We start from the raw sequence: 25,796 nt of genomic DNA, 5'->3' as shown, positions 1-25,796 counted from the left end.
GTTTTAGATGGCAATTGTCAAGGAAGTCTACACACGCAAAGTCAGCGGAGAATCGTTCGACTATGAACTCGATTACACCCAGGGCACGGACGTGGCCTGGATTGCGCGCGTGTATCACGACGGCGTGCTGAAAGGCTCGCCCCATGGCGCGCTGACGGCCAACGTGCTGTCCGGCCCTGCGCTGGAACAATATTTGCGCGCGTACGTCGAAGGCATGATCGAGCGGGGCCTCGACGTGGCCGAGTAAGTTTTGCCTTTGCGGCAGATCAAAGAAAAGGGCGCCGAGGCGCCCTTTGTTGTTTCTTGCATTTCAACGTCTGATTAGTCGAACGCCCACGTGTACAGCACGTCCAGGGCATTGTTCGTGCCCGTCTGGAATTGCAGGGTGATGCGGCGGTTCAGCTTGTAACGCAGCTTGACCAGGCTCGTCGCCGTGCTCGTGCCTTGCTCGAACGTCAGGTAGGCGCGCGAGGACAGGCGCTTGCCGACGGTGACGACCGTGCTTTCCAGGCCTTGCGCCTGCGACAGGCCCACTTCGTCGAGTCCCAGCGAATTGGCCAGCTTGCCCTGCAAGCCGCCGCCGGAGCCGCCGAAGAGGGCGCCTGCCGCCGTCGTCAGCAAGGCCATTTCATCGCCGGCCGCCGTTTCCGCGCCGTGGCCCAGGATCAGCCAGGCCAGCTTGTCGCTGTCCGACACGCTCGGGGTGGACACCAGCTTGGCCGTCGGCGCCTGGGCCGTGCCGCGCACTTCCACGCCCGCTTCCACATTCGTTTCCGACAAGGCTTCGCCTTCGGGGCGCTTGCGCACGGCCAGGATGTTCAGCGACGGGTTGTCGTAGGCGCCCGTGAAGGCGATCAAGCCCCGTTCGATCGACAGCTTTTGTCCGTAGGCGGCGTATTGACCTGTGACAACCTTGATGCTGCCCGTCACGCGCGGCGCGGCGCGGTTGATGACCCTGGCGCGCACATTGCCCGCCAGGTCCGCATCGATGCCCATGCCGCGCAAGTGGAAGGCATTGCCCAGGTCAAATTCCAGGTCGATATTCAGGGGCAGCGACGGCGCTTCCTTGCTGCCCTTGACTTCCTTGCCCAGCACCACCACGTCGCTGCTTTGCGTGGGGGTATCTTGCGGCGCCAGTTCGATCAGCGCGCGGTTGGCCTTGAACTTGCCCTCGAAGCTGAAGCGCTTGTCGTTGCGGACCAGGGTGCTGTTGCCCGACAGGATCAAGGTGCGGTCGGGGCGCGACAGCGCCTGCAGCCGGTCCGCCATCAATTTCAGTTCCAGGCTCGCTTCGCCATTCGCAAAGCGTACCCAGCCGTCTGCCTGCACCTTGCCATCGCCGCCATCAAAGCTCAGGCGCTGCAATTGCAATTGATCGCCGGCCAGCTTGGCTTGCAGCACGCCATTGCGCAATTTCAAGCCCTGGTCGGCCCAGTTCACCAGCAGTTTGCTGCCGTTGATGTCGCCATTCAATTGCGGCGCGCCGATGGTGCCGCTGCCGGACAGGGCCACTTTCAGGGCGCCGCCCAGTTCCAGGCCCGGCTGGCCCGTCAGCGGCGCCAGCCAGGCCAGTGTATCGATGCTGGTCGTGCCCGTCAGGGAGAGGGCGCTGTCGTTGCTGATGCGCCCGCCCAGCATTTGCACGGTGGCATTGATATCGCTCTGCCCCGCGCGCGCGCCGTCGAGTTTCACGGCCAGGCGCAGTTGCTGGTTGGCGACATCCATGCGGGCGTCGAAGGTGCGCAAGCCCAGCGCCAGCGGCTGTTCCACACCCACCGTCACGTCGCCTTTTTCGCGGTAGATGTGCAGCATGCCCGCCAGGGAGGGATCTTTCTGCTGCGCCGTCGGCACCTGCATGTCGAGCGACCATTGCGCGCCCAAGGTCAGGTCGCTGCGCGCATTGGCTTGCAGCGAGGGAATCACTTGCGCCAGATACGTCAGCGCCACGCCGGCCGCCTGGCCGGAACTGGTCCAGCGGGGACCGTTCTTGACCAGGCTTTGCATGGTGATGCTGCCCGCAGGCAATTTGATGGCGGTGTTGCCCACGCTGATCTGCTCCGGCTGGCCCAGGCCTGCCACGCCGCTGCCGGCAGGGCCCGCCACTTTCACGGGCACGGGCGCTTGCAGCACGAGCGCATAGCGGCCCTTGTTTTGCAGGCTGTCGATCGTGCCCGTCCAGCTGGCGCCGCTCTGGCTGCCGCGGATTTGCACGGTGGCATCGAAATCGTCGTTGCGCGCCGCCAGGCTCACGGTATGGCTGCCGCGCGTGCCCGTCGTGGCCAGGCGGGCGCTGCCCAGCTTGAAGGTGGGCGTGCTGTAGCCTGTAATGTCGAGGCTGCTGGCCATGGGGTCGAGCGCGCCTTGGCCGGCGCCCACGCTGGCGCTGCCCTTGATGGATTTCAATTGCTGGTCGCCAAAGAAGGTCAGATCGCGGCCATCGAGCGTCAGCTGCGCGGCCGGCGCGTCCATCTTGCCGCTGACGGAACCGGACGCTTGCAGCACGCCGGCAAAGCGGGGGCCCAGGGTCGACAGTTGCGGCGCATCAAGTTTCCACGTCAGCTTGTCCGTGGCGCCCCCCAGCGCGCCCTTGGCCAGCAGACTGTTCGGCCCCAGGCGCAGTTCCGTATCCACGCTGTCGATCCGTTTCGCATTGGCCGACAGCTTGGCGTAGCCGGCCAGCGGGGCATTTTGCAAGGTCGATTCGCGCAGGGCCAGGTTGAGGGCCACTTGCCAGTCGCCGCTCAGGCGGCCGCTGCCGTTGAAATCCGCGTTGACGTTGCCGTTGGGCAGTGCAGCACCAAACGCGGCCGGATTGATCTTTTGCAAGGAACCCGTCACTTTCAGTTCCGCTGCCTGTTTCGGCCCCGTCAAGCCCATGTCGCCGCTGGCATGGATGGCGCTGTCCGGTGCGGGACGCTTGCCGCTGGTCAAGCCAAGCCCTTTCGCATCGGCAACAAACGTCGTGCGCGGCTGCTGCATGGTGCCTTGCACCACGCCGCTGGCCAGCACGCTGCCCAGCAAGTCGGACTGCAGGGCGGACAGTTGCCGCGCATCGACGTTCCAGTTGAGTTTTTCGCCGGCGCCGCCGAAGTTGCCCTTGGCCGTCACGTTGTTCTTGCCCAGCGCCAATTGCACGTCGATGCCGCTGAAATGGGCCGCATCGGCCGTCAGCTTGCCCTTGCCGGACAGGGGCTGGTCGAGCAGCTTGCTGGGGCGCACGGTGAAATCCGCATTCGCCAGCCATTGCGGTGCCACGTAGCCGTTGGCGCGCACGTCGAGGTTCAGGTCGGCCACGGGGAAGGCGCCGAAGTCGGCGGGATTGAGACGGCTGGTGCTGGCCACGGCCTTGAACGGTTGTTCATCCTTCAGGCTGATCTGGCCCGTCGCGTTGACGCTGCTTTTGCCCGCTTGCAAAGTGGCCTTGCGCAATTGCACGAGCGAGTCGGCGAGGGTGGCTTCCACGTCCAGGCGCAGCTTGGCTTCGCCCAGCTTGGCGCGCAGGGTTTGTGTCTTGCCGTCGCTGTCGAGCACGATATCGCCGACGATCTTCGTACTGTTGATGCTGCTGTAAATGTGCTGCAAGTCGATCTTGTCTGTGTGCAAGGTCAGCTGCGCATTGCCGATGGGGGCATCGGCCGCGTCGCGGTTCAGCTTGCCGCTGCCCGTGAATTTGCCTGCGGTGCCGAAATCGATGAGGGCCGACTCCAGGGTGGTCGCCGTCAGGGTGCCGCCTAATCTCGCCTCGAACTGGCGCAGCGGCAGCTTTTGCTGGTCGATGGGGCCCGGTGTCGCGTGGTTGAGGATGGCCAGCTTGCCCGAGACGGTTTGCGCGCTTGGGCGCGTATCGATGGCGGCGTCGAGTTCCAGGCTCAGGTCCGCCTGCGGCAAGGTCGCGTCAAACTTGCCCGGATTGATGTTGCGGCCTTTGATGCTGGCCGAGCGCAGGATGATGACGGGGTCGAACGGCGCCAGCGCCAATTGGGCGTCGGCCGTGGCCGCGCCCGCGCTGCCCTTGGCCGTGACGTTCAGCACATTCAGATCGCCGCCCAGTTGCAGGGCCAGGGCGGCCGGTTTTTCGCCGGCGGCGGGGTTGATCTGCGTCAAGCCGGCTTTGCCTGACAGCTTGAACGGTTGTGTGGCGGCAATCGTCGCGCTGGCCGTGGCCTGGCCGAACGGTGTGAGGGCCGAGGCGTCTTCCAGCTGCCATTGCGTCTTGTCGCCCGACAAGGTGAAATGGATCTTTTCAAACACTGTGTTGCCGCCCGGACTCACCAGGGTCACCTTGTCCAGGCGCGCGTCGGCAATGCCGATCTTGAACGGCGAAGCCAGGCTGGCGGGCATCGTCGACGGTTCCTCGGACGGCGCCGTGCTTTCCACGGACAGGCTGGCCACATGCAGTTCGCTGATGGCGATGCCTTCCGAGAAGAACTGGAACGGCGACCAGTTGATGTCGATATTCTCGGCCGTGATGTGCTGCGTCTTGCTGCGGTAGCTGACGTGGCCCAGGTGCATGCGGTTGTACAGCGAGCCGGACACGCCCGACACGGCGATCTCGCCGCCGCTGGCGCTGGCCACTTTTTGCACCAGCATCTGCAGGGTCGATTCGCGGCCAAGGAACCAGAAGGCGGCGCCCAGCAGCACGGCCAGGCTGGCGACGGCGATCGCCACATAGCGGGGCCAGCGGCGGGCCTTTTTCGCCGGCGGTGGCGGCGCGGCGCCGTTGGGGGACTCGGTAGTAATATCGGACATCAGAAAGTGAATCCCAGAGAGAAGTGCAAACGGTAGGCGTGGACGGCGTGGCCATACGCCACGTCGACATTGATGGGGCCGACGGGGCTCTTGTAGCGCCCGCCCAGGCCGTAGCCCGATTTCGGCGTCATGGCCGCCTTGACGGTATCGGCCGCGTTGCCGGCATCATAGAAGGCGGCAATGGCCCACTTCGGCTTGAACCAGTACTGGTATTCGGCGCTGCCGGTGAGCATGTAGCGCCCGCCGATGGTGGCGTCGCCTTCCTTGACGCCCAGTTCCTGGTAGCCATAGCCGCGCACGGACTGGTCACCGCCCGCGCGGAACAGGTAGACGGCCGGCACGCCGCGTTTTTCTTTCGAGCCCAGCGCGCCCATTTCGCCGCGCACGATCAGCTCGCCTTTTTCACCGAGCGGACGGTAATACACGGCCTTGCCGGCCACGCGCACGAAGCGCTCGTCCGTCAGCACGGGCAGCAGGGCGCCGCCCACCTGGGCGTTGATGACATAGCCCTTGGTGGGGAACAGCAGGCTGTCGAGGCTGCGCTTGGTGATGGCATAGGTCAGCGGCAAGCTCTTGCTGCGCGTCTGTTCCAGGCCGACCACCGTCTTGTCCTCGCTGAGGAACTCGAACGTCAGGCTGCGCTCGAGGTTGGTGCCGCCCCAGTTGCGCTTGGCCGAGATGGTCGTGACGGCCGTGATTTCGTTGGAAATGTCGCTGCGCTCGAACGAGGCGCCCGCGCTGTCGTTGTAGCCGCGCTCGGTCGTTGGAAAGTAAAAATTGGCGTGCGCCGCCTGTTTCTTCGTTTCCATGGTGATCGCGCTCTTGAAGCGCGTGCCCCACACGTTCAGGTTGTCATAGTTGAGCTGGGCACGATTGCCCGTGTTCGTACTGAAACCGAGACCGGCGCTGACGTTCTGCTGCTTGTTTTCCGTGACGCGCACCACCAGCGGCAGCAGCGGCGCGGGGCCGCGGTTGACGGGCTTGGCTTCGGCGGCGGCGCTGGCACCTTCGGCCTCGGCTTGCTGGCTTTCCTGGCCGGCCTCGATCTGCTCGCTGAGGATGCTGCTCATGTCGGCGCTCACTTCCACGCTGGCAAAGTAGCCCGTGTCCTGCAGGCGCGCCTGCAACGATTGCAGCGCCGATTCGCTGTAGTACTCGCCCGGGCGTATTTTGTCGAGGTTGCGGATGATGCTGGGATCGTAGCGTTTCAAGCCTTCGATGCGCAGCTCGCCGAAGCGCAGCTCGGGGCCGCTGTCGAGCACTACCAGCAGCGAGACTTTATGCGTTTCCGGGTCGACCACGGCTTGCGTGTCGACCAGCTGGGCGCGCGGGTAGCGCGTCTGCACCACTTCTCGCAGCAGGGCGCGCTTGGCCGATTCCCAGTCGGCTTGGCGAAACACGCTGCCCGTCTTCAGCGACCAGCTGCGCTTCAGGGCTTCCGTATCGTAGGGCTCGCTGGCGGCCAGCGGCGGCGTGGGGTCGAAGCCGCGCAATTCCAGTTCGACCTTGTCGATGGTGACCGCCTCGCCCGGATCGACGTCGACGATGACGACAGGCTTGGCGCCGCTCGTATCGACGCGCACCGTGACGACGGGCGTATAGTAGCCGGCCGTGGCGACGAGGTTCCTGGCTTGCTCGGGCGTATCACGGACGAGGCGCTGCAATTGCTCGCGGTCCATGCGCGGGTTGCCGCGGAAGCGTTCCAGGTCCAGGTTTTTTTCAAGCAACTCATCGAGGTCGCCCGGCGCGTTGACCTTGACCTCGTACTGCAGCGGGGCGGGCGCCGCTTCCGTGGCGGCGCTGTCGGCGGGCGCGTCTTGCGCGCTCTGTTGCGCACCCTCCTGCGCGGCGGCCTGGGCGATGGGGAACAGCAAGATGACACTGCCGGCGGCCGCCAGTGTCAGTTGACCCATTGCTTTTGTCACTACTTGTGCCAAAATTCGTGGTCGTATCGCCTTGCCGGCAGCCGTATGCCGTATGGGTCGTGCAGAAAACATGGTGCTCCAGATGAGTAAATGCTGACTGCATGTTACCGGAATAGGTAAACTGATGGCGGACGAATAAGTATTTTTTGCATGGGGAATCTCGTTTCCCCGCGCACTATTGGACAGAACAAAACTCAAAGAAAGAAATTATGCTAGCAACGGACTCCGCACTGGTGCTCTTTAGCGGTGGACAAGATTCCACCACCTGCCTGGCCTGGGCCTTGAAACACTATAGCCGCGTGGAAACTATCGGCTTTGACTATGGACAGCGCCATGCGATCGAACTGACCGTGCGTCCCGGCGTGCTGGAACAGATGCGCCGGCAGTCGCCCGAGTGGGACAGCCGCCTGGGCCAGGATCACATGATCGACCTGTCCCTGATTTCCGCCATTTCCGATACGGCCATGACGCAGAACGTCGAGATCGTCATGCAGGAAAACGGCTTGCCGAACACTTTTGTTCCTGGACGCAACTTGCTGTTCATGACGGTGGCCGCCACCGTGGCCTACCGCCGCGGCTTGACGGTGCTGGTCGGCGGCATGTGCGAGACGGATTTTTCCGGCTATCCGGATTGCCGCGATGACACGATGAAGGCCCTGCAAGTGGCCCTGAACCTGGGCATGGATACGCGCCTGAAGCTGGAAACGCCGCTGATGTGGCTGGACAAGGCGCAAAGCTGGGACCTGGCGGAAGACCTGGGCGGCCAGCCGCTGGTCGACCTGATCCGCAGCGGCACGCATACGTGCTACCTGGGCGAGCGGGGAGAATTGCACGACTGGGGCTATGGCTGCGGCACCTGCCCCGCCTGCGCCCTGCGCGCGAATGGCTACCAGCAGTACGCGGCGAGGAAGGCTGCGAAGCCGGCGGCCAAATAAGCAGTTTGCGCCGTTTCTTCAAGCGGCGGGGCGGGGGACAAGGCCATGCTGTGGTTTTTGCCACAGGAGCGTCTTGCCATGAAATCCCTCTTTGCCGCGCTGTACGGCCCCGTCTTCTGGGCCGGCTTCATCGGCGCCGCCACCGTGCTGGTGGCGCTGTGCCAATTCTCTCTCCGGGTCTTGCCGCCGCTGTTGCTGCTGGCCCTGCTCACATCCTTTCTGGCCGAGCGTTACCTGCCGTATGACGGCGCGTGGAACCACGATCACGGCGACGGCTGGCGCGACATTGCGCACGCGCTCGTCAATGAAGCGCTGTACCTGCTGGGACTGGCCATCTTCCCCCTGCTGGCCGGGCACCTGGCGCTGGGTCCGTTCTGGCCCGGCCAGTTGCCGTTCTGGGCGCAGCTGCTGCTGGCCATCCTCATCGCGGACTGCGGCATCACGCTCGTGCATTACCTGAGCCACCGTTATTATTTTTTGTGGAAACTGCATGCCGTGCACCACAGCGTGACGCGCCTGTACGGTTTTAACGGCTGGATGAAACACCCGCTGCACCTGCTGCTGGAAGCGGCGGGCGGCATGCTGCCCTTGTTGCTGCTGGGCATACCGGAGCGTGTCATGGCCGTGCTGGCGTTTGCCGTGGCGATCCAGCTGCTGCTGCAGCACGCGAATGTGGACATGCGCATGGGGCCATTGCGCCACGTGTTTGCCTGGGCGCCATTGCACCGTTTTCATCACATGAAATACGGCACGGCCGGCGACGTGAATTTCGGCCTGTTCTTTACCTGCTGGGACCGCTTGCTGGGCACGCGTTTCGACGCGCCCGGCTACCGCATGCGGGGCGAGGATCTGGGCATCGGCAGCCGTCCCGATTACCCGGCCGCGTACGGGGCGCAACTGCTGGAACCATTCCGCGCGGAAGAGGGCGTGCGCGCGCCCGAGCTGCCGGCCGGCTTGAAGCATGCGCTCAATCGAGCAGCGTGACCTTGAGCTGGCGCAAGCTGCGGTCGGCGCGCACGCCGAACAGGCTGCGCATGGTGCGCGAAAAATGCGCGGCATCGGCAAAGCCGGCGCCGTGGGCCGCCTCCGTCAGGGTGCTGCCGAGCAAGATGAAACGGATGGCCAGGCGCAGGCGGCGCCACAGCACCAGCCGCCGCACGGGCAAGCCCAGCTGGGCGCTGAACAGGCGTTCCAGCTGGCTCAGCGACAAATGCGCCGCCTCGGCCACGGCGGCCGCGCTGACCTTGCCCGACAGCAGCACATCGACCTGGTCCAGCGCCCGCTGCACGCGCGCGTCGGCCAGGATTTCGCGCGGCTGCGCCTGCAGCGCGGCAGCCAGCTTGTCCAGGCTGGGCATGCCTGCGCTGCCGGCCGCTGCCAGCAGGGCCGGGCCGCCCAGGCGCTGCGGCTCCGCATAGATGGTCAACATGGGCGCCGGGGCGGCCAGGATGGCGTGCGGACGCAGGCTATCGACCAGCAAGTGCCGCGCCGTGTGGACGATGCCGTCGAGCTCGGCCGTGAAAGGCGCCCCGGTGCTCAGCATCAACTGGTGCGCATAATGGGCGTGGTTATCCGTGGCGCCCGCCGCGCCATGCAAGATGGCGAAGTCCGGCGCCAGCCAGAGTGTTCCCTGCCAGCTATCCTGTTGCAAACGCGACTCCCAGGTGATGGATTGCGGGGCGATCATATCAGCGAGTGGTGGATTGTTTTCACGGCATCGAATTTTCCTGGAGCACACATCATTGCATTGGCGCAATATGTGATTTTTTTAATACAATATTCAGCATTGCAAGGCCGCCCGCTGTAACGTACTATCATTCTCATCGACTACCGATGGTAGTCCTGCAGCCCGCCGCCAGCCACGTCGCTGGCCGTGAAGCGGTTTGATATCCGTTCTGCTTGTCATCCTGTCATGCCTACACGCGCGTCTACGTCGTGGTTTGCTGGGCCAGTGTCGCACTGGATGGGACCGCGCGTGCTGGCCGCGCTGGTGCTGGCGCTGTGCCTGGGATTGACGTATGGCGCCTGGCGCAATGCCCACGATGCCAGCGAACAGCAGGTGCGGGCCGATTTTGATTTCCGCGTGCACGAACTGGTCAACAACATCGCCGGCCGCATGCAGACCTATATCCAGGTGCTGCACGGGGTGCAGGGACTGTATGCCAGTTCGCAGGAAGTCACGCGCCGCGAATTTCATGCCTACCTGGCGGTGCAGCAGGTGGACCGCCACTTTCCCGGCATCCATGGCATCGGCTACCTGCCGCTGTTGTCCGGCGCCGCCCTGGCGCGGCATGAAGCGAGCGTGCGCGCGGAAGGCTATCCCGGCTATGCCGTGCGTCCGCACGGCCAGCGCGCCTGGCATGCGCCGATCACCTATCTGGAACCCTTGAGCGAGAGCAACCTGCTGGCCTTCGGCTACGACATCGGCTCCGAACCCGTGCGCCGCGCCGCGCTCGAACAGGCGCGCGACACGGGGCAAGCCGCCATGACGGGCAAGATCCACCTGGTACAGGATGGCGGCAGCGCCCAGTCGCATGGTTTTCTCATCGTGCTGCCCGTGTATGAGAATAGCTTGCTGCACGGCAGCGTGGAGCAGCGGCGCGCCGCCTTGCGCGCCTGGGTCTTTGCGCCATTTCGCATGGGCGACCTGATGGCGGGCGTGGGCGGCGAGAGCGCGCGCCAGCTGGACCTGGAAATCTATGATGGCGCGCAACTGGCCGAGGCGGCCCTGATGTATGACAGCTTGCAGGGCGCCTTGTCGTCTGCCGCGTCGGACAGCCTGGTGGCGCAGGAAACGATCACCATCGCCGGCCATGCCTGGACCTTGCGCGTGCGCGCCATGCCCGGTTTCGATGGCGAACTGCTGGCGCGGCCCCGCCTGGTGGCCTTGACCGGCTTGCTGGCCAGCATCGTGCTGGCGCTGACCGCCTGGCTGCTGGCGGCGGGCCGCGCCCGCGCCCAAGTGGCGCTGGCGCGTTCGAGCGAACTGACGGGCCAGCTGGAGCAGGGGCAGGCGAGCGTGCTGGCGATGGCCGAGGCGGCGCAGCGCAGCCAGGCCATGCTGCGCAGCATCCTCGATTCGACCATCGACGGCATTCTGGTCGACAACATCGATGGCCGCATCTTCACGTCGAACCGGCGCTTCCGCGACCTGTGGCAAGTGCCCGATGCGCTCGACTGGCAAGCCGACGGCGCGGCGCTGGTGCGCCATGTGGAAAGCCAGCTGGAGCAGGCGGCGCCTTTCCTCGGAGCACGCGTCCATGCGCCGCACGGCCACCGCGAGCGGCGCGACGTGCTGCACCTGCGCGATGGGCGGGTGGTCGAGCAATATGTGCGCAGCATGCAACTGGGCAATGAACAGGCGCGCTTGTGGACGTTTCGCGATATCAGCGAGCGCAGCCAGATGGAGCGGCGCGAGCATACGCGGCGGCAAGTGCTGGAAATGCTGGCCACGGGCGCGCCGCTGGAACGGGTGCTGGAAAGCGTGGTGCTGAGCGTGCAGGCGGACCATCCCGCCATGCTGTGCAGCATCTTGCTGCTCGATGAAAGCCGCCACCGCCTGGTGCTGGGCGCGGCGCCGGGCTTGCCCGCGTTCTTCAACCTGGCCAGCCATGGCCATGACCTCGACACCCTGCAGGGCGTGCATGGCATCGCCGCGCAAGCCCTGCGCGACGACTTGCGCGTGATCGTCGGCGACTTGCACGCCGTTGCCGATGCGCAAGAGACGATGGAACTGGCGTGGCGGGCCCAGCTGCAATCGTGCTGGGCCGAACCCGTGCGTGGCGGCTCGGGCAAGCTGCTGGGCGTGCTGATGGCGTATCACCGCCAGCCCACCTTGCCGGGCGCGGCGCACCTGGCGCGGCTGAGCGAGGCGGCGCACCTGGCCGGCATGGCCATTGAGCAGGCGCAAGTGGCGCTGGCCCTGCGCGCCGGCGAAGCGCGTTTCCGCAGCCTGTACGACCATGCGCCCGTGGCCCTGTGGGAACAGGATTGGTCGGCCGTGCGCGCCGCGCTCGATGTTCTCGAGCAAGCGGGCGTGCGCGACCTGGGCGCCCATTTCCAGGCCCATCCGGAGGCGCTGCAGCGGCTGGCGGGGATGGTGCGCATCATCGATGCGAACGGCGCCGCGCTGGCGCAGGTGCGCGCCAACGAGGACGACCAGCGCCGCGGCGCGCTGGGCCTGGCGCAGAATTTCGACGACAGCGCCTTGCCGCGCTTTGGCGATGCGCTGCTGGCGCTGGCTGGCGGCGCCCACCTGTACGAGTGCGAGAGCAGCTTCGTGCGTCTCGATGGTGCGGCGCGGCAAAATGAATTGAGCTTGCTGGTGATGCCGGGCCATGCGGACAGCCTCGATTTCGTCATGGTGTCTTCGCTCGATATCACCGAGCGCAAGCGCATGAACGCGGAACTGCTGCAACTGGCCACCACGGATTTTTTGACCGGTTTGCCGAACCGGCGCCACTTCATGGCGGCGCTGGAAAACGAGCATGCGCGGTTGCAGCGCGAGCTGGCCAGCTGCGCCAGCGTGCTGATGCTCGACATCGATCACTTCAAGCGCGTCAACGACGAGTACGGCCACGCGGTGGGCGATGCCGTGCTGCGCCACCTGGGCGCGCTGATGTGCCAGGCGCTGCGCAAGGTCGACGTGCCGGGTCGCGTGGGCGGCGAAGAATTCGCCATCTTGCTGCCTGGCACGGATCTGAGCGCCGCCGCCGTGTTCGCCGAACGGCTGCGCCGGCGCGTGGCGGAAAGTTCGCTGACCATCGATGGCGGCATTGTGATCACCATCACGGTGAGCATCGGCATGGCCGCCATGGCCGGTACCGATGCCGATTGCGACGCCGTGCTGGCGCGCGCCGACGAGGCGCTGTACCGGGCCAAGCGGGGCGGGCGCAACCGCATCGAACAGAATGACGGCGGCGGCGACGGCGTGCTCAGTAAGTTCATGGCGCAGTGATTACAGGCTGTGCTGACGCGCTTGCGCCTGCTTGCGGTTGCGGCTGACGATCAGCCAGACGATGGCGACGGGAATCAGCAGCGGCAGCAGCACGGGCGTGCTCAAGGCCAGCGCCAGCACCACGCAGAGCGCCACCACCGCGATCAGCACCACGCCCACGCCGGCCAGGACCACTCCCGTGATGACGGCGGCGCACACCACCGCGATGGCGGCGATCAGCAAGCCGCCGCCGGCAAACACCAGGCCGAACAGCCACTCCAGCGGCCCGTCGACATCGTCGCCGTTGAACTGCATGTGCATGTCGCTGCCACTGCCGCTGATCTTGTCGAGGAACAGGCAGGCGAGCATGACGATGAGGACGAAGGTGAGCAGTTTTTTCATGATAGGCCTCGATGTGTGGGTGATGGGGTGTTGCATGCTCACACTGTAGGGATGCGCCCGGCTTGCCGCCAGCGGCGTGCGACAGGCTGTCATTTTCACGGTATGGAAGGCGCTGGGGGCCAGAAAAACACTGATCTGGAACAAGATTTCTTTTCTTGTAATGCGCGCAAGCCGTCCTATACTGAATACCTCAGTCTCGCAAGGAGGGCAACATGCTTTTGTTTGCAGATACCGGGGATCAATCGCTATCCCCCCCTGACCATCGCATCATGCGCCAGCGTAGCGCCACGCAGTCCTGCGCCGAACCCGTCGGCGCGCCATCGGCGATACCGCCGATCATCATCAACCCCTTCAATTACCATGCGCCGCTGCCGGCCATCGACCCGCGCTGGGTACCGCCCGGTCCGCCGCTGACCTGGCCCAACCGGCCTGCCATGTCCATGTGCTGACAGCCGCCGTGGCGGCAGGCTGCCTCGTGTTGTATGACGTGCCGTCGCGCTTGCGGCAAGGCGGCACGGGTGGGCGTTTTCGACTATCATGCTAGCCCCGACCTTCCATCACGAGCACCGCCATGAGTACCGATTTCCCCGATTTTTCCGACGAAGCAGCCGAGCAGGACAACGATGCCCCGATCCAGGAGCCGCGCCTGTGGGTAGGCAATGGCTGGACGGCGCGCGTGATCAAGAACGAGGAAGATGAAGGCTGGGCCGTGGCCATGATCAAGGATGGCGAACCGGAGCCAGCCCTGGTGGGCCCGTGGACCATGGGCCGCGACAAGAAAAACCCGAAGCCGCTCGACGTCAATGCGTTCAACACGCTGGTCAAGACGGCGTCGGAAGTGCTGCGCCGCCACGAGCAGCAGCTGCATGCGCAATTGCACAAGAACCTGTTCGTCGCCACCGACGAGGGGCAGATCAAGGTGATGTTCGACATCGTGCCCGACGAAGACCACCCGTATGCGGAACTGAGCGCCTACGACGCCGACGGCGAACAGATCGCCAAGGTGCGCACCTCGGCTGCCTTCAAGTTCAATGCGACATCCGCCGCGAACTGGATCGAAGGCGGCTACCGCCGGCCAGGCTAGCAAAATCTACTGCGCGGCACGCTTTGCGGCCTCCGATGCTCGCTGTACTTGAGTACAGCTGCGCTTCTCAGCCACAAGGGGGCGCCGAGCCTCGAAGCCGCTCGCTACGATTTTGCTACGCCTGGTTCCAGGACTACACCGCCGCGCCTTCGGGCGCGGTGTGCATTTCCACCTCGTCTTCCTTGCGGTACGCCAGCCGGTACAGCAGCGGCAGCACCAGCAGGGTCAAGGCTGTCGACGACAGGATGCCGCCGATCACCACGGTGGCCAGCGGACGCTGCACTTCAGCGCCCGTGCCCGTGGCAGTGGCCATCGGCACGAAGCCCAGCGAGGCCACCAGCGCCGTCATCAGCACGGGCCGCAGGCGCGTGATGGCCCCTACGCGTATCGCCTCCTGCAAGGGCATGCCCTGTTCGCGCAGCTGGCGGATGTAGGCGATCATCACCAGCCCGTTCAGCACGGCCACGCCGGACAGGGCGATGAAGCCCACAGCCGCCGAGATCGACATGGGAATGTCGCGCAGCCACAGGGCGACGATGCCGCCCGTCAAGGCGAACGGGATGCCGCTGAACACGAGCAAGCCATCCTTCACGTTGCCGAACATGGCGAACAGCAAGACGAAGACGAGGGCCAGCGCCACGGGCACCACCAGCTCCAGGCGTTTCGTGGCCGACTGCAATTGCTCGAACTGGCCGCCCCAGCTGGTCCAGTAGCCGGCGGGAATGGCCACCTGCGCTTGCAGCTGCTGCGTGGCGTCCGCCACGAACGAGCCGATGTCGCGCCCGCGCACGTTGGCGCTGATGACGATGCGGCGCTTGCCATCTTCGCGGCTGATCTGGTTCGGCCCCGGCGCCACGTGCAGGCTGGCCACTTCACCGAGCGGGATGAAGCGCGCGCGGCCTTCCGCCGCCGCGCCCAGGGGCAGGGCGATGGGCAAGCGTTTCAGTTGCTCCAGGTCGCTGCGCAGGCTGTCGGGCAGGCGCACGACGATGTCGAAGCGGCGGTCGCCCTGGAACAGGGTGCCCGCTTCCTGCCCGCCGATGGCCGTGGCAATCGCCGCTTGCACGTCGGCAATGTTGAGGCCATAGCGGGCCGTCTGCTCGCGGTCGATCTGCACCGTCAGCATGGGCAGCCCCGTCGTCTGCTCGACCTTCACTTCCGTGGCGCCCGCAATCTTGCCCAGCACGCCAGCGATCTTCGCCGCCGTGCCGTCGAGTACGGCCATGTCGTCGCCGAACAGTTTCACGGCCACGTCGCTGCGCACGCCGGAAATCAGTTCATTGAAGCGCAGCTGGATCGGTTGCGAAAACTCGTAATTGTTGCCTGGCAAGCTGGTGGCTGTCGCCTCGATTTCCGCCAGCAATTGCTCGCGCGATTTCTTTGGCTGCGGCCACTGGTCGCGGGGCTTGAGCATGATGTAGCCGTCGGAAATATTCGGCGGCATGGGGTCGGACGCGATCTCGGCCGTTCCCGTGCGGGCGAACACGCGCGCGATTTCCTTGTGGTTACTCATCAGCTTTTTTTCCAGCTGTTGCTGCATGGCCAGCGATTGCGTCAAGCTGGTGCCGGGGATGCGCAAGGCCTGGATGGCGATGTCGCCCTCGTTCAGGCTGGGCACGAATTCGCTGCCCATGCGCGTAGCCAGCAAGCCCGACAGCACCACGGCCACCGCCGCGCCCGTCAGCACGACGGGCGTGTTGCGCATCACCTTGTCCAGCAGCGGCGCATACCAGCGCTTGGCGGCGCGCATGATGGCGTTTTCCTTCTCCGCCACCTTGTCGCCGATAAACAGCGCCACGGCGGCCGGGATGAAGGTGATCGACAGCAGCATGGCGCCCAGCAGGGCGATGACGACCGTCAGGGCCATCGGCGTAAACATGCGGCCTTCCACGCCCGTCAGCGCGAAGATGGGCAGGTACACGACCATGATGATCAGCTGACCATACAGCAAGGGCCGGCGCGCCTCTTGCGATGCCGCAAACACTTCGTGAAAACGTTCTTGCAAGGTCAACGGCCGTCCCAGTTTTTGCTGCGCATGGGCCAGGCGGCGCACGCAGTTTTCCACGATCACCACGGCGCCATCGATGATGATGCCAAAGTCCAGCGCCCCCAAACTCATCAGGTTGGCGCTCACGTGGTATTGCACCATGCCCGTAAACGTGAACAGCATGGCCAGCGGAATCACCATGGCCGTGATGACGGCCGCGCGGATATTGCCAAGGAACAGGAACAAAATCGCGATCACCAGCACGGCGCCTTCCAGCAGGTTTTTCTTCACCGTATTGATGGCCTTGTCGACGAGCACCGTGCGGTCATACACGGTGACGGCGTGCACGCCTTTCGGCAGGCTGCGGTTGATCTCCACCATCTTCTTGTCGACGGCTTGCGAGACGGCGCGGCTGTTCTGGCCGATCAGCATGAACACGGTGCCCAGCACCACTTCACGGCCGTTTTCCGTGGCCGCGCCCGTGCGCAGCTCGCGCCCCAGCACCACGTCGGCCACGTCGCGGATGCGGATGGCCACGCCCTGCACATTGGCGACGACGATGTTGCCGAGGTCGTCCTTGGACGCCACCTGGCCCGGCGCGCGTATCAGCAGTTGCTCGCCCTGCCGTTCGATGTAGCCGGCGCCCACGTTGCTGTTGTTGCGCTCGAGCGCCGTCACCACGTCTTGCAGGCTGATGCCGTAGGCTGCCAGTTTTTCCGGGTAGGGCGCCACCTGGTATTGCTTGGCGTAGCCGCCGATGGCATTGATTTCCGTCACGCCCGTGACATTGCGCAACTGCGGCTTGATGATCCAGTCCTGGATTTCGCGCAAGTCCGTCGGCGTGTACGGCGTGCCGTCGGGCTTTTTCGCGCCGTCCTGCGTTTCCACCGTCCACAGGTAGATTTCGCCGAGGCCCGTGGAAACGGGACCCATCTTCGGTGTGATGCCTGTTGGCAAGCTTTCTTTCGCTTCCTGCAAGCGCTCGTTGATCATCTGGCGCGCAAAATAGATGTCCGTGCCATCCTTGAAGATCACGGTCACTTGCGACAGGCCGTAGCGCGACAGCGAGCGCGTCTGCTCCAGGTTGGGCAAGCCGGCCATGGCCGTCTCGATGGGGAAGGTGACGCGTTGCTCGGTTTCCAGCGGCGAATAGCCGGCGGACTGGGTATTGATTTGCACCTGCACATTGGTGATGTCGGGCACGGCGTCGATGGGCAGCTTTTGATAGCTGTAGATGCCCAGGCCGGCCATGGCGGCCACGGCCAGCATCACCAGCCAGCGCTGGTCGATGGCGAAGCGGATCAAGCGTTCAAACATGATGGTTTCCTTAGCCTTGACGTGATCAGTGTTCGTGACCGGCGGAGTCCTTGCCCAGCTCGGACTTCAGGACAAAACTGCCTTGCGCCGCGTACGGCGTGCCGGCGGCCAGGCCCTGCTTGATGTGAGTCAAGCTGCCATCGCTGCGGCCCGGTACCACGGGCGTGGCCTGGTAGCCATCTTTCACCTGCACGAAGACGACGGGCTTGTCTTCCACCGTCTGGATGGCCGTGCTCTGCACGGTGACGGGCGCGTCCGCTTCGCCGGACACGACTTCCACCGTGACGAACAGGCCCGGGCGCCACGCCATGTCCGGGTTCAGCAAGCTGATGCGTGCCTTGGCCGTGCGCGTCTGCTCGCCCAGCAGCGCGCCCACGTAGGTGATCGTGCCTTGCGCACTGGCATCAAACGCGGACGCTTTCACCTCCGCCTTGCCTCCCATGCGCACGGTGGCCAGGTCTTTCGCGGGCACGGCGATTTCCGCCCACACGGTCGACAGGTCGGAAATGACGAAGATGTTCGCATCTTCCTTGACGGCTTCGCCCAGCGTGATGTGTTTTTCCAGCACCATGCCGTCGAACGGCGCGCGGATGTCGTAGCGGTTCAGCGGCCCCTTGCTGGTGGAGTTGGCACCCAGCGCGCTGAGCTTTTGCTGCGCGTTTTGCACGGCGATTTCCGCTTCGCGCCACGCTTGCTGCGCCTGCAGATAATCTTGCTCGGCCGAAATCTTCTCGCGCCACAGTTTTTCTTCGCGCTCATACGTGGAGCGGGCCAGCGACAGCCGCCGCTGCGCCGACAGCAGTGCGCTGCGCTGTTCCGACAGTTCCGTGCTGGCGATGACGGCCAGTACTTGCCCCTTCTTGACCAGCTGGCCCAGGTCGGCGTGCACGGCTTCCACCACGCCAGCCAGACGCGGCACGACGTGGGCCGTGCGGTCTTCATTGAAGCGGATTTCGCCGGGCAGGGCCACCGTCGTCTTGATGCGGCCGGGCGCGGCCGTGGCGATGACGACGCCGGCTGCGCGGCTTTGCGCCGCCGTCAATTCCAGCTTGCCTTCCACTTCTTCGTGGCCATGTTCGTCTTTCTTTTCAGCATGCGCCTCCGCCTTGGCGGCGGCGGGCGGCGGGGTCTTGGAATTGCCCGTGCCGAGGATGAGAACGGCCAGCACGATGCCGGCGGCGGCGATGGAAGCGATGGCGATCGCCTGCTTTTTGTTGCGTGGGATGTTCATGGATGGTGTTCCTTACAGAGGAGCTGGCGTGCCCAGCAGGCGCTCGATGTCGGCGGCGGCGTGCTGCGCTTCCGTCAGTGCGCGCAGGTATTGGTTTTTGGCTTGCAGCAAGGTGCGTTGGGCGTCGAGCACGTCGAGGAAGGCGAACTTGCCGAACTCGAAGCCCTTGCTGGCCGCGTCGTAGGCGCTTTGCGCGCCAGGCAAGATGTCCTGGCGCAAGCTCTCCACATCGAGCCTGGCCGTGGCCAGGCGTTCGCTGGCGGCGGCCACTGCCGTTTGCACGGCGATGCGGGCGGCAGCCAGCTCGTCGCTGGCCTTGTCGCTGCGGCGCAAGGCGTCGAGCTTGTTGCCCGCATTGCGGTCGAACAGGGGCAGCGGCAAGGCCAGGCCGATGATGGCCTGGTTGCGGCCCAGCTCTTCCGAGCGCTTCATGCCGATGCTGAGCGTGACGTCGGGCGTGGAACGCCGCTGTTCCACGTCCAGCATGGCTTGCCGCTGGGCCAGCGCGCTTTGCGCCTGGCGCACGGCAGGGGCCTGGGCCATGCGCGCTGCCAGTTCGCTGGCGGGGGGCAGCTCCGGCAAGGTTTCCAGGCGTCCCTCTGCCAGTGTGAAGCGGGGCGTGGCATTGCCCCACAGGGCGGCCAGGCGCTGGCGGGCGCTGGCCAGGGTGCTGCGCGCCAGGTTCAGTTCCAGCCGCACGCTCGCTTCGGCCACCCTGGCGCGGGTTTCCTCGACCGGGGACGCCTTGCCGGCCGTCACGCGGCGCGCCGTGATGTCGCTGGCGCGCGCGGCCAGCGCCTGCGCGCTGTCGGCCAGGCGCAAGCCTTCCTGCGCGGCCAGCACGTCGACAAAGGCGGACGTGACGGCGGCGCGCGTGTCCGCCTGTTGCAGGGACAGGCCCGCCTGCGCCAGGTCTGCGCCGCGTTGGGCGACGGCCGTGCGCGCACCCCGCTTGCCGCCCAGTTCAATGAGCTGGTTGAGCTGCACGGTGGTGCTGCGCGTGGCGCGCCGCGTGTCTTCCAGCACGGTTTGCAATTCCGGGTTGGGCAGGGCGCGCGCCTGTTGCAGGGCGCCCCCTTGCGCCGCCAGTTCATGGCGGGCGGCCGACAGGGTGGCGTTGCCGCCCTCCGCCAGGGCCAGCGCGGCGGGCAGGGTCAGGGGTGCTGCGGGTTCCACGCCAGATTGTGCGTGGGCAAAGTTGCCGGCCAGCAGGCCAGCAGAGAGTAGCAATAGGTAAATGGATCGGTGCATCGAATTCTCCAAGGTATGGAAAAGAATTCGACGGGACGCGCAGGCCTGCACCCGGATTATTTCAGGGCGCGCATTGCGTTATGACAAAAGGGGACGTCCCGTCGGCCTAGATGGCCGACGACCAGTCGGGGCGCTTGGGAGCGTCCGGGATGTGGGAAGCGTAAAAGAAGGGGGAAGTGTCCGCGTTCACGGAAGCCATGTCGCCGATGGGCAGGCTGGAGCCGGCCGGCAGCCATGCGTGGCCGATGCCGTGGCAGACGTTGCAGTCGCTGTGCGGCTGGCTTTTTTTCTGCTGGTCCGCCACTTTTTTATCGCCCGCGGGCTGCTTGTCCGCATCCGCCTTGTGCTGGTGGCTGTGGTGGCCCAGGTGCTGCGCCGCCTTGCCTTCCTCGTGCAGGCAATACGCGCTCGCCGCAGCCCAGGACATCTGGAGCGGAAGCACGAACAGCAGCAAAATGAGGAAGAATTTACGCATGGTGACGGCTATTGTACAGAAAGGCGGGCGGGCGTGCCCATGTCAGCGCGGCTGGGCGCGCCACGCCTTCAATTGCGCGGCGATGGCCTTGCCCTGGAACAGTTGCGGCTCGGAATGCTCTTCCGCTTCCATGCCGCCTTCGCGGAAATCGGCCGCCTCGCGCGCCTGCACCAGCACTTTGGCCTTGTCGAACGCTTCCGTGAAGCTGCTGCTTTTCGGCAAGGCTTCCTTGAAATACGCTTCGCTGAAATACGTAAAATCGTTCTGGTCGTCGCAGCCGAACGAAGTGCGGTCGCTGCGCGCGGCCGTGATGATGAGGGTGTTGTCATCTTTCAAGGGGGCAATGAAGCCGCCCGCATAGCAGGCCGAGATCACGATGACTTTCCAGCGGATGCCGCTGTGCCTGAGCATGGACGCCAGTTCCTGCGCGGGCAGGCTGTGCAGGTCCATGCCGTTTTGCGCCAGCGCCAGTTCGTGCTCGGGCGAGCCATGGCTGGTGAGGAACAGGAACAGGATGTCGTTGGCCTTGTCCATCTTCGCGCCCAGCGCGTCGAGGCTGGCGGCGATGCTGGTGCGCGTGGCCATCGGCTGCTGCGCCACCGTGTTGCGGCTGTTGACGAGCATCAAGGAGCGGCCCACGGTGCCGTAATCGCGGTCGAACTGGCGCTGCACGAAGGCCGTTTCGCGGTGAAACACTTCCTGTGCGCCGTCGCCGGCCACGCCCAGCAAATACAGATTGATCTTTTTCGCCGCATCGCGCGGCGCGATGCGCGCCAGGGCGCCGTCGAGCAGGGTGCGCTGGTTGTACAGGGCCAGCTCGATATTGTCGCGCGTGAGCTTGTCCAGGGCCGGGTCGTCCAGCTGGCCTTCCGTCCAGTTGCCGCTGTCTTCGCGCCGGCCGTCCGCCTGCGCCACGGCGTAGCGCAGCACGCCCTTGCCGTCGAACTGGCCATTCTTGAAGCCGCCCCGGTATTCGTCGCCCTCGGCCGTGCGCAGCACGCCCTGGCCCTCGAATTTCCAGTCTTTCAGTTCGCCTTCGTAATGGATGCCGTCGCTGGTGGTGACGGTGGCCTTGCCCTGCACCTGGCCCTGGACGAATTCGCCTTCGAAGACGGTGCCGTCCGTGTCGGTCAGCTTGCCGGCGCCGTGCGGGCGCCAGTGCTTGAAATGGCCTTCGAAGGTGGCGCCGTCGGCGCCCTGGAAGCGGCCCACGCCCTCGAAGCTGCCCTTGACGAAGTTGCCCGTGTAAATTTCGCCCTTGGGCGAGGTGTAGCGGCCGAGGCCATCGAAGGCGCCCTGACTGAACGCGCCCGCGTATTCGACGCCGGACGCCTGGCGCAGCTTGCCCTGGCCGGAAAACACGCCGCGCGCGAAGCCCCCTTCGTAAAATGCGCCGCTCGCATATTCGAGCCGGCCCTGGCCATGCATCTTGCCCGCGACGAGGGGCCCGAAATAGCGTCCGCCATCGGCCGTTTCCGCCGCCGGCGCCTTGGCTGGCGCGGCGCACAGGGGCGGCATGCCCAGCGCGGCAAAGGCCAGCAGGCCGGCGAGGGTGTAGGGGCGAAGCGAGGCGCGTAGCGTGGCAGTCATGAGGACGGTCTGGTCTGTAGGAAGGGGCCTAGTCTGCCACTGTATTGCCAGCGTGGCAAATGCGCGCGTGGCGTGTGTTGCTCTGCCTCAAGACAAGATTCTCCGTTTTATGCCGTGCCAAGGTTGGGCTGAACTGATAATATTGATTTTCAGAACATATACTTGCACAAGGTACATAGTCACCCATGGAAAGCCGCCTCAGCCGCCTGGAAGCCGTTCAAACCGTGTTGCTGGAAATCGGGCAGCGCTCGAGCACCTGCAGCGATATCAGTGAATTCCTGCAGGCGGTGCATGCGGCGCTGGGACGCATCATGTATGCGGCGAACTTCTATGTCGCGCTCAGCGACCGCGACGACGGCCTCGTGCGCTTTCCCTATTTTGTCGACGAATTCGACGCCGCGCCCGACCCGGACGAGGGCGTGCGCCTGGCCAGCGCCGCGCAGTCGCCCACGGCGTGGGTCATCGTCAACCGCAAGCAGCTGGTGATGACGGCCGACGACGACGCCATGCGCGCCATCGGCGGCGGCGCCTGGGGCGGGGGCACGGCGGCCGAGCACTGGATCGGCTGTCCGCTGCTGGACCAGCAGCACCAGGTGCTGGGCGCCATCGTCATCCAGAGCTACGACGCCCAGCACCGCTTCAGCCTGGAAGACCAGGCCCTGTTTGCGCTGATCGCCACGCACGTGTCGAGCGCGCTGCAAGGCATGCAAAGCATGGACCGGCTGGAAAAGGCGGTGCAGGAGCGCACGGCCCTGCTGGCGCACGAGGTGGCCGAGCGGCGCCGCGCGGAAAACCTGCAGCATGCGCTGTATGAAATCGCCAACCTGTCGGCGCAGGCATCCGATGCGACGACCTTGTATACGCGCCTGCACGCCATCATCAGCGAGCTGGTGACGGCGAAGAATTTCCTCATCGCCCTGTATCACCCGGACAACAAGGACATCACGATCCCGTATTTCGTCGACGAAAAGGATGCGCAGGCGCCCGTGAAACGCTTTCATTACGGCATCGGCATGAGTTCCTATGTGCTGGCGCGGCGCCAGGCTTGCCTGCTCGATGCGGACAGCTATGCGGCGCTGGTGGCCAGCGGCGAGATGGAAGAGCCGCTGGGCAATACCAGCATCGCCAGCTGGATGGGCGCGCCCATGCTGCTGGGCGACCGGAAATATGGCGTGATCATCGTGCAAAGCTATGACACGTCCGTCGTGTATGGCCAGGCGGAACTGGACGTGCTGGCCTTCATGGCCAGCCACGTGGCCGTGGCGATGGCCCGCATCCAGGCCGACAGCGCCATGCGTCGGGCCAAGGAAGCGCTGGAAGAGCAGAACGCGGCCCTGAACAGCGCCCTGAGCGCCTTGCAGGAGGCGCAGTCGGAACTGGTGCGCCAGGAAAAACTGGCTTCGCTGGGGCGCCTGGTGGCGGGCGTGGCGCATGAAATCAATACGCCGCTGGGCATTTGCGTGACGGCCACCAGCCACCTGGTGCAGGAATTGAAGCTCACGCGCGAAGACCTGGAAGGCGGCCAGCTCGATGAAGATGGCTTGCGGCAATTTTTCGACATCATCGACCAGACCTTGCGCATCATGACGACGAACACGCAGCGCGCCGCGGCGCTGGTGCGCAGCTTCAAGCAGGTGGCCGTGGACCAGTCGTCGGACGAATTGCGCAGCTTTAACTTGCGCAAATACCTCGATGAAATCCTGCTGTCCTTGCAGCCCAAGCTGAAGGGCAAGCCCGTCAAGGTGGACATCGATTGCGCGCCCGAGGTGCAGCTGCGCAGCTATCCGGGCGCCGTCTCGCAGATCGTCACGAACATGGTGGTCAATTCACTGGTGCACGGCTTTGTCGAAGGCGAGCCGGGCAAGATCAGGATCAGCGTGCGCACGGCCGGCGAGATGCTGGAACTCGACTACAGCGACGACGGCATGGGCATGGACAGCGCCACCCTGGGCCAGCTGTTCGACCCCTTCTTCACGACCAAGCGGGGTTCCGGCGGCAGCGGCCTGGGTGCGCATATTCTCTATAACCTGGTGACGGGGCCGCTGGGGGGCACGGTGAAGGTGGTCAGCGCGCCGGGCATGGGATTGCACTATAAAATCCGTTTCCCGCTCGGGTTCAATGATGTGTCCTTGAAAACCTAAAAGCGGCGGGCCGGAGACGCGGGCCTGAGAAAATGCCGATGGCGGCGTTGCAGCTCCTTGCCGTACATGCGTACTGTCTGCGTCGCTGCGCCTTGCCCTCGACATTTTTCAGGTCCGCTTGGCCCGGAATGCCCGTGTTGGGGGCGTGGGCCGAAGCGTGTTTTGCCGGCGTGCGTATCGCTCGTGGGGCCTGCTAGTCTGGAAAACGTTGATTTAACGCAAGCGCTTCGTCGAGATTGGCAATCAGCAACTCCACATATTGCGGATCGAGGTGGCTGCCGCTGACTTCGCGCAGGTAGCCCACCACGCGCTCCAGGGGCCAGGCGTCCTTGTAGCAGCGCTTGTGCATGAGGGCGTCGAAGACGTCGGCGACGGCGGCGATGCGCGCGTATTTGTGGATGTGCTCGCCGACCAGGCCCTGCGGGTAGCCGCTGCCGTCGTATTTTTCATGGTGCTGGTGGGCAATCACGGCGGCCGCCTTCAGCAGCGGGCGCTGCGAGCCGTCCAGGATGGACATGCCTACCGTCGGATGCTGCTTCATGATTTCCCATTCGGCCGCGTCCAGCTTGCCCGGTTTGAGCAGCACGGCGTCGGGCGTGGAAATCTTGCCGATGTCATGCATGGGCGCCGCGTGGCGCAGCACCATGGTTTCCTCGTCCGACATGCCGGACGCCTGCGCCAGCAGCTGGCACACTTCGGCCATGCGGCGCACGTGGTTGCCCCCTTCGTGCGAGCGCGATTCGACCACGTCGCCCAGGCGCAGGATCAGCTCGGCCTGGGTATCGGTGATTTCCTGCGTCAGCAGGATGTTGTCGAAGGCGATCGCCACGCCGGAACAGAAGACTTCCAGCAATTGCGCATCGAGGTCGGAGATTTCTTCCACGCCCTTGAGTACCAGTAAGGACGCCTTGCCGCTGCTGTTCGGGAAATAGCCGACATAGGTGTCGCCGTGCAGGCGCGAGATCTTGTTGCTCTTGGCGTCGTCCAGCTGCGACAGCAGGGAAGGGCTGAGGATGCCGTCGTCCGTGTCGCCGATCTGCGCGAGGATTTCATAATCCTGTTCGCCCGAAATGGCGCTGGCGCCGCGCAGGCGCAGCAGCATGCTCGTTTCCAGGCGCAGCAGGGCGACGACTTGCTGCAGCAGGCCGCTGGCGAAGTCGCGCAGGTTGCGCTGCTTGAAGATGTGCGCCGAGGCGGCGATGACGCGCTCGAGGCCTTCGCGGTAGTGGAGCTGGGCCTGGCGCGCCTCTTCCACCTTCATGATGTCGCGGTAGGCGCGCAGGGCGGCAAAGGTGGTGGTGAACAGCTTGGTGCGGTCCAGTTCCGTCTTTTCCTTGTAGTCGTTGATGTCGTAGTTGACGATCACCCGCTCTTCCGGCGCCTGTCCCGGCTGTCCCGTGCGCAGCACGATGCGCGTAAACTGGTTGCCCAGGTCTTCGCGCATCCAGCGCGCCACTTCCAGGCCGCTGTCTTCGCGCTCCATCACCACGTCGAGAAACACCAGCGCGATGCCTGCTTCGCGCGCCAGCACCTGCTTGGCTTCGGCGCCGCTGTAGGCATGCACGAAACTCAGGGCGCGGCCCTCGAGGCGAAAACGGCTCAGTGTCAGTTCGGTGATGTCATGGATGTCGGGTTCATCGTCGACGAGCAGGACTTTCCAGGGAGGTAACTTGGGCGATGCTGAAGACAAAAATGACATAAGGGCGAGTTCCGCTAAAAGGCATAACTGACGCAATACTGAGACGCCCGCGCCAGGCTTGCCTGTGCGCCACT

Annotated in this window: 17 protein-coding genes; 7 read left to right on the top strand and 10 right to left on the bottom strand. The window is 65.0% G+C overall.

The window, feature by feature from the left end; all coding sequences use genetic code 11:
* Positions 1–7: 7 nt before the first annotated feature.
* The gene (locus NCG91_RS07870; RefSeq protein WP_099378551.1) at positions 8–247 is read left to right on the top strand and encodes a hypothetical protein; all 240 of its coding nucleotides are present in this window, start codon (positions 8–10) and stop codon (positions 245–247) included.
* Positions 248–321: 74 nt separating this feature from the next.
* Here the strand turns inward: NCG91_RS07870 and NCG91_RS07865 are convergent, their stop codons facing one another.
* Entirely contained in the window at positions 322–4,749 is a 4,428-nt protein-coding gene (locus NCG91_RS07865; protein ID WP_251349300.1) for a translocation/assembly module TamB domain-containing protein, read from the bottom strand.
* Positions 4,749–6,662 carry an autotransporter assembly complex protein TamA gene (locus tag NCG91_RS07860; protein WP_251349299.1) on the bottom strand — a complete coding sequence of 638 codons (1,914 nt, stop codon included), beginning with the start codon at positions 6,660–6,662 and terminating at the stop codon, positions 4,749–4,751. Before NCG91_RS07860 ends, NCG91_RS07865 begins: the two co-directional genes overlap by 1 nt.
* Positions 6,663–6,883: 221 nt before the next feature.
* On the opposite strand from NCG91_RS07860, the gene queC reads away from it, so the two are divergent.
* Positions 6,884–7,609 carry a 7-cyano-7-deazaguanine synthase QueC gene (queC, locus tag NCG91_RS07855; RefSeq protein WP_099665632.1) on the top strand — a complete coding sequence of 242 codons (726 nt, stop codon included), beginning with the start codon at positions 6,884–6,886 and terminating at the stop codon, positions 7,607–7,609.
* Positions 7,610–7,687: 78 nt separating this feature from the next.
* Positions 7,688–8,593 (top strand): sterol desaturase family protein, encoded by a 906-nt coding sequence (locus NCG91_RS07850; RefSeq protein WP_251349298.1) that lies wholly within the window; start codon positions 7,688–7,690, stop codon positions 8,591–8,593.
* Here the strand turns inward: NCG91_RS07850 and NCG91_RS07845 are convergent.
* Positions 8,577–9,296, bottom strand: coding sequence for a helix-turn-helix domain-containing protein (locus tag NCG91_RS07845; protein ID WP_251349297.1), 720 nt, complete (start codon positions 9,294–9,296; stop codon positions 8,577–8,579). The two genes, NCG91_RS07850 and NCG91_RS07845, sit on opposite strands and share 17 nt — an antisense overlap.
* 264 nt (positions 9,297–9,560) lie before the next feature.
* On the opposite strand from NCG91_RS07845, the gene NCG91_RS07840 reads away from it, so the two are divergent.
* On the top strand, positions 9,561–12,566 hold the full coding sequence (locus NCG91_RS07840) for a sensor domain-containing diguanylate cyclase (protein WP_251349296.1): 3,006 nt from the start codon (positions 9,561–9,563) through the stop codon (positions 12,564–12,566).
* Here the strand turns inward: NCG91_RS07840 and NCG91_RS07835 are convergent, their stop codons facing one another.
* Positions 12,567–12,947, bottom strand: a complete 381-nt coding sequence (locus tag NCG91_RS07835) for a hypothetical protein (protein ID WP_099665628.1) — start codon at positions 12,945–12,947, stop codon at positions 12,567–12,569.
* A gap of 212 nt (positions 12,948–13,159) precedes the next feature.
* Between NCG91_RS07835 and NCG91_RS07830 the strand changes: the two genes are divergently transcribed.
* Positions 13,160–13,396, top strand: a complete 237-nt coding sequence (locus tag NCG91_RS07830; protein ID WP_251349295.1) for a hypothetical protein — start codon at positions 13,160–13,162, stop codon at positions 13,394–13,396.
* 122 nt (positions 13,397–13,518) lie between these two features.
* A complete protein-coding gene (locus NCG91_RS07825; RefSeq protein ID WP_152252198.1) occupies positions 13,519–14,031 on the top strand; it encodes a hypothetical protein in 513 nt (170 codons plus the stop codon).
* Between the two features lie 133 nt (positions 14,032–14,164).
* On the opposite strand, the gene NCG91_RS07820 is transcribed toward NCG91_RS07825, so the two are convergent.
* The 5 genes from NCG91_RS07820 to NCG91_RS07800 form a co-directional block, all read right to left on the bottom strand.
* The gene (locus tag NCG91_RS07820) at positions 14,165–17,335 is read right to left on the bottom strand and encodes an efflux RND transporter permease subunit (RefSeq protein ID WP_251349294.1); all 3,171 of its coding nucleotides are present in this window, start codon (positions 17,333–17,335) and stop codon (positions 14,165–14,167) included.
* Positions 17,336–17,360: 25 nt separating this feature from the next.
* Positions 17,361–18,566 carry an efflux RND transporter periplasmic adaptor subunit gene (locus tag NCG91_RS07815; RefSeq protein WP_251349293.1) on the bottom strand — a complete coding sequence of 402 codons (1,206 nt, stop codon included), beginning with the start codon at positions 18,564–18,566 and terminating at the stop codon, positions 17,361–17,363.
* A gap of 12 nt (positions 18,567–18,578) precedes the next feature.
* Positions 18,579–19,817: a TolC family protein gene (locus NCG91_RS07810; RefSeq protein WP_251349292.1), complete on the bottom strand. Its 1,239-nt coding sequence runs from the start codon at positions 19,815–19,817 to the stop codon at positions 18,579–18,581.
* A 106-nt stretch (positions 19,818–19,923) separates the two neighbouring features.
* Entirely contained in the window at positions 19,924–20,292 is a 369-nt protein-coding gene (gene czcI / locus NCG91_RS07805; protein ID WP_099665624.1) for a cation efflux protein, CzcI family, read from the bottom strand.
* Between the two features lie 42 nt (positions 20,293–20,334).
* A complete protein-coding gene (locus NCG91_RS07800; protein ID WP_251349291.1) occupies positions 20,335–21,882 on the bottom strand; it encodes a C13 family peptidase in 1,548 nt (515 codons plus the stop codon).
* Between the two features lie 185 nt (positions 21,883–22,067).
* Between NCG91_RS07800 and NCG91_RS07795 the strand changes: the two genes are divergently transcribed.
* On the top strand, positions 22,068–24,023 hold the full coding sequence (locus NCG91_RS07795) for a GAF domain-containing sensor histidine kinase (protein ID WP_251349290.1): 1,956 nt from the start codon (positions 22,068–22,070) through the stop codon (positions 24,021–24,023).
* Positions 24,024–24,216: 193 nt separating this feature from the next.
* Here the strand turns inward: NCG91_RS07795 and NCG91_RS07790 are convergent, their stop codons facing one another.
* On the bottom strand, positions 24,217–25,722 hold the full coding sequence (locus NCG91_RS07790; RefSeq protein WP_251349289.1) for a DUF3369 domain-containing protein: 1,506 nt from the start codon (positions 25,720–25,722) through the stop codon (positions 24,217–24,219).
* Positions 25,723–25,796: the final 74 nt, after the last annotated feature.

The organism is Janthinobacterium kumbetense (assembly GCF_023703445.1).
GTDB lineage: Bacteria > Pseudomonadota > Gammaproteobacteria > Burkholderiales > Burkholderiaceae_D > Janthinobacterium > Janthinobacterium kumbetense.
The sequence above is the reverse complement of the archived record's forward strand: the minus strand, read 5'-3'. Positions and strand labels throughout refer to the sequence as shown.

Excerpts from the sequence above, each read along its gene's own strand:
- NCG91_RS07870 (WP_099378551.1), top strand. The coding sequence starts at position 8 with ATGGCAATTGTCAAGGAAGTCTACACACGCAAAGTCAGCGGAGAATCG.
- NCG91_RS07865 (WP_251349300.1), bottom strand. The coding sequence starts at position 4,749 with ATGTCCGATATTACTACCGAGTCCCCCAACGGCGCCGCGCCGCCACCG.
- NCG91_RS07860 (WP_251349299.1), bottom strand. The coding sequence starts at position 6,662 with ATGGGTCAACTGACACTGGCGGCCGCCGGCAGTGTCATCTTGCTGTTC.
- queC (WP_099665632.1), top strand. The coding sequence starts at position 6,884 with ATGCTAGCAACGGACTCCGCACTGGTGCTCTTTAGCGGTGGACAAGAT.
- NCG91_RS07850 (WP_251349298.1), top strand. The coding sequence starts at position 7,688 with ATGAAATCCCTCTTTGCCGCGCTGTACGGCCCCGTCTTCTGGGCCGGC.
- NCG91_RS07845 (WP_251349297.1), bottom strand. The coding sequence starts at position 9,296 with ATGATCGCCCCGCAATCCATCACCTGGGAGTCGCGTTTGCAACAGGAT.
- NCG91_RS07835 (WP_099665628.1), bottom strand. The coding sequence starts at position 12,947 with ATGAAAAAACTGCTCACCTTCGTCCTCATCGTCATGCTCGCCTGCCTG.
- NCG91_RS07830 (WP_251349295.1), top strand. The coding sequence starts at position 13,160 with ATGCTTTTGTTTGCAGATACCGGGGATCAATCGCTATCCCCCCCTGAC.
- NCG91_RS07825 (WP_152252198.1), top strand. The coding sequence starts at position 13,519 with ATGAGTACCGATTTCCCCGATTTTTCCGACGAAGCAGCCGAGCAGGAC.
- NCG91_RS07820 (WP_251349294.1), bottom strand. The coding sequence starts at position 17,335 with ATGTTTGAACGCTTGATCCGCTTCGCCATCGACCAGCGCTGGCTGGTG.
- NCG91_RS07815 (WP_251349293.1), bottom strand. The coding sequence starts at position 18,566 with ATGAACATCCCACGCAACAAAAAGCAGGCGATCGCCATCGCTTCCATC.
- NCG91_RS07810 (WP_251349292.1), bottom strand. The coding sequence starts at position 19,817 with ATGCACCGATCCATTTACCTATTGCTACTCTCTGCTGGCCTGCTGGCC.
- czcI (WP_099665624.1), bottom strand. The coding sequence starts at position 20,292 with ATGCGTAAATTCTTCCTCATTTTGCTGCTGTTCGTGCTTCCGCTCCAG.
- NCG91_RS07800 (WP_251349291.1), bottom strand. The coding sequence starts at position 21,882 with ATGACTGCCACGCTACGCGCCTCGCTTCGCCCCTACACCCTCGCCGGC.
- NCG91_RS07795 (WP_251349290.1), top strand. The coding sequence starts at position 22,068 with ATGGAAAGCCGCCTCAGCCGCCTGGAAGCCGTTCAAACCGTGTTGCTG.
- NCG91_RS07790 (WP_251349289.1), bottom strand. The coding sequence starts at position 25,722 with ATGTCATTTTTGTCTTCAGCATCGCCCAAGTTACCTCCCTGGAAAGTC.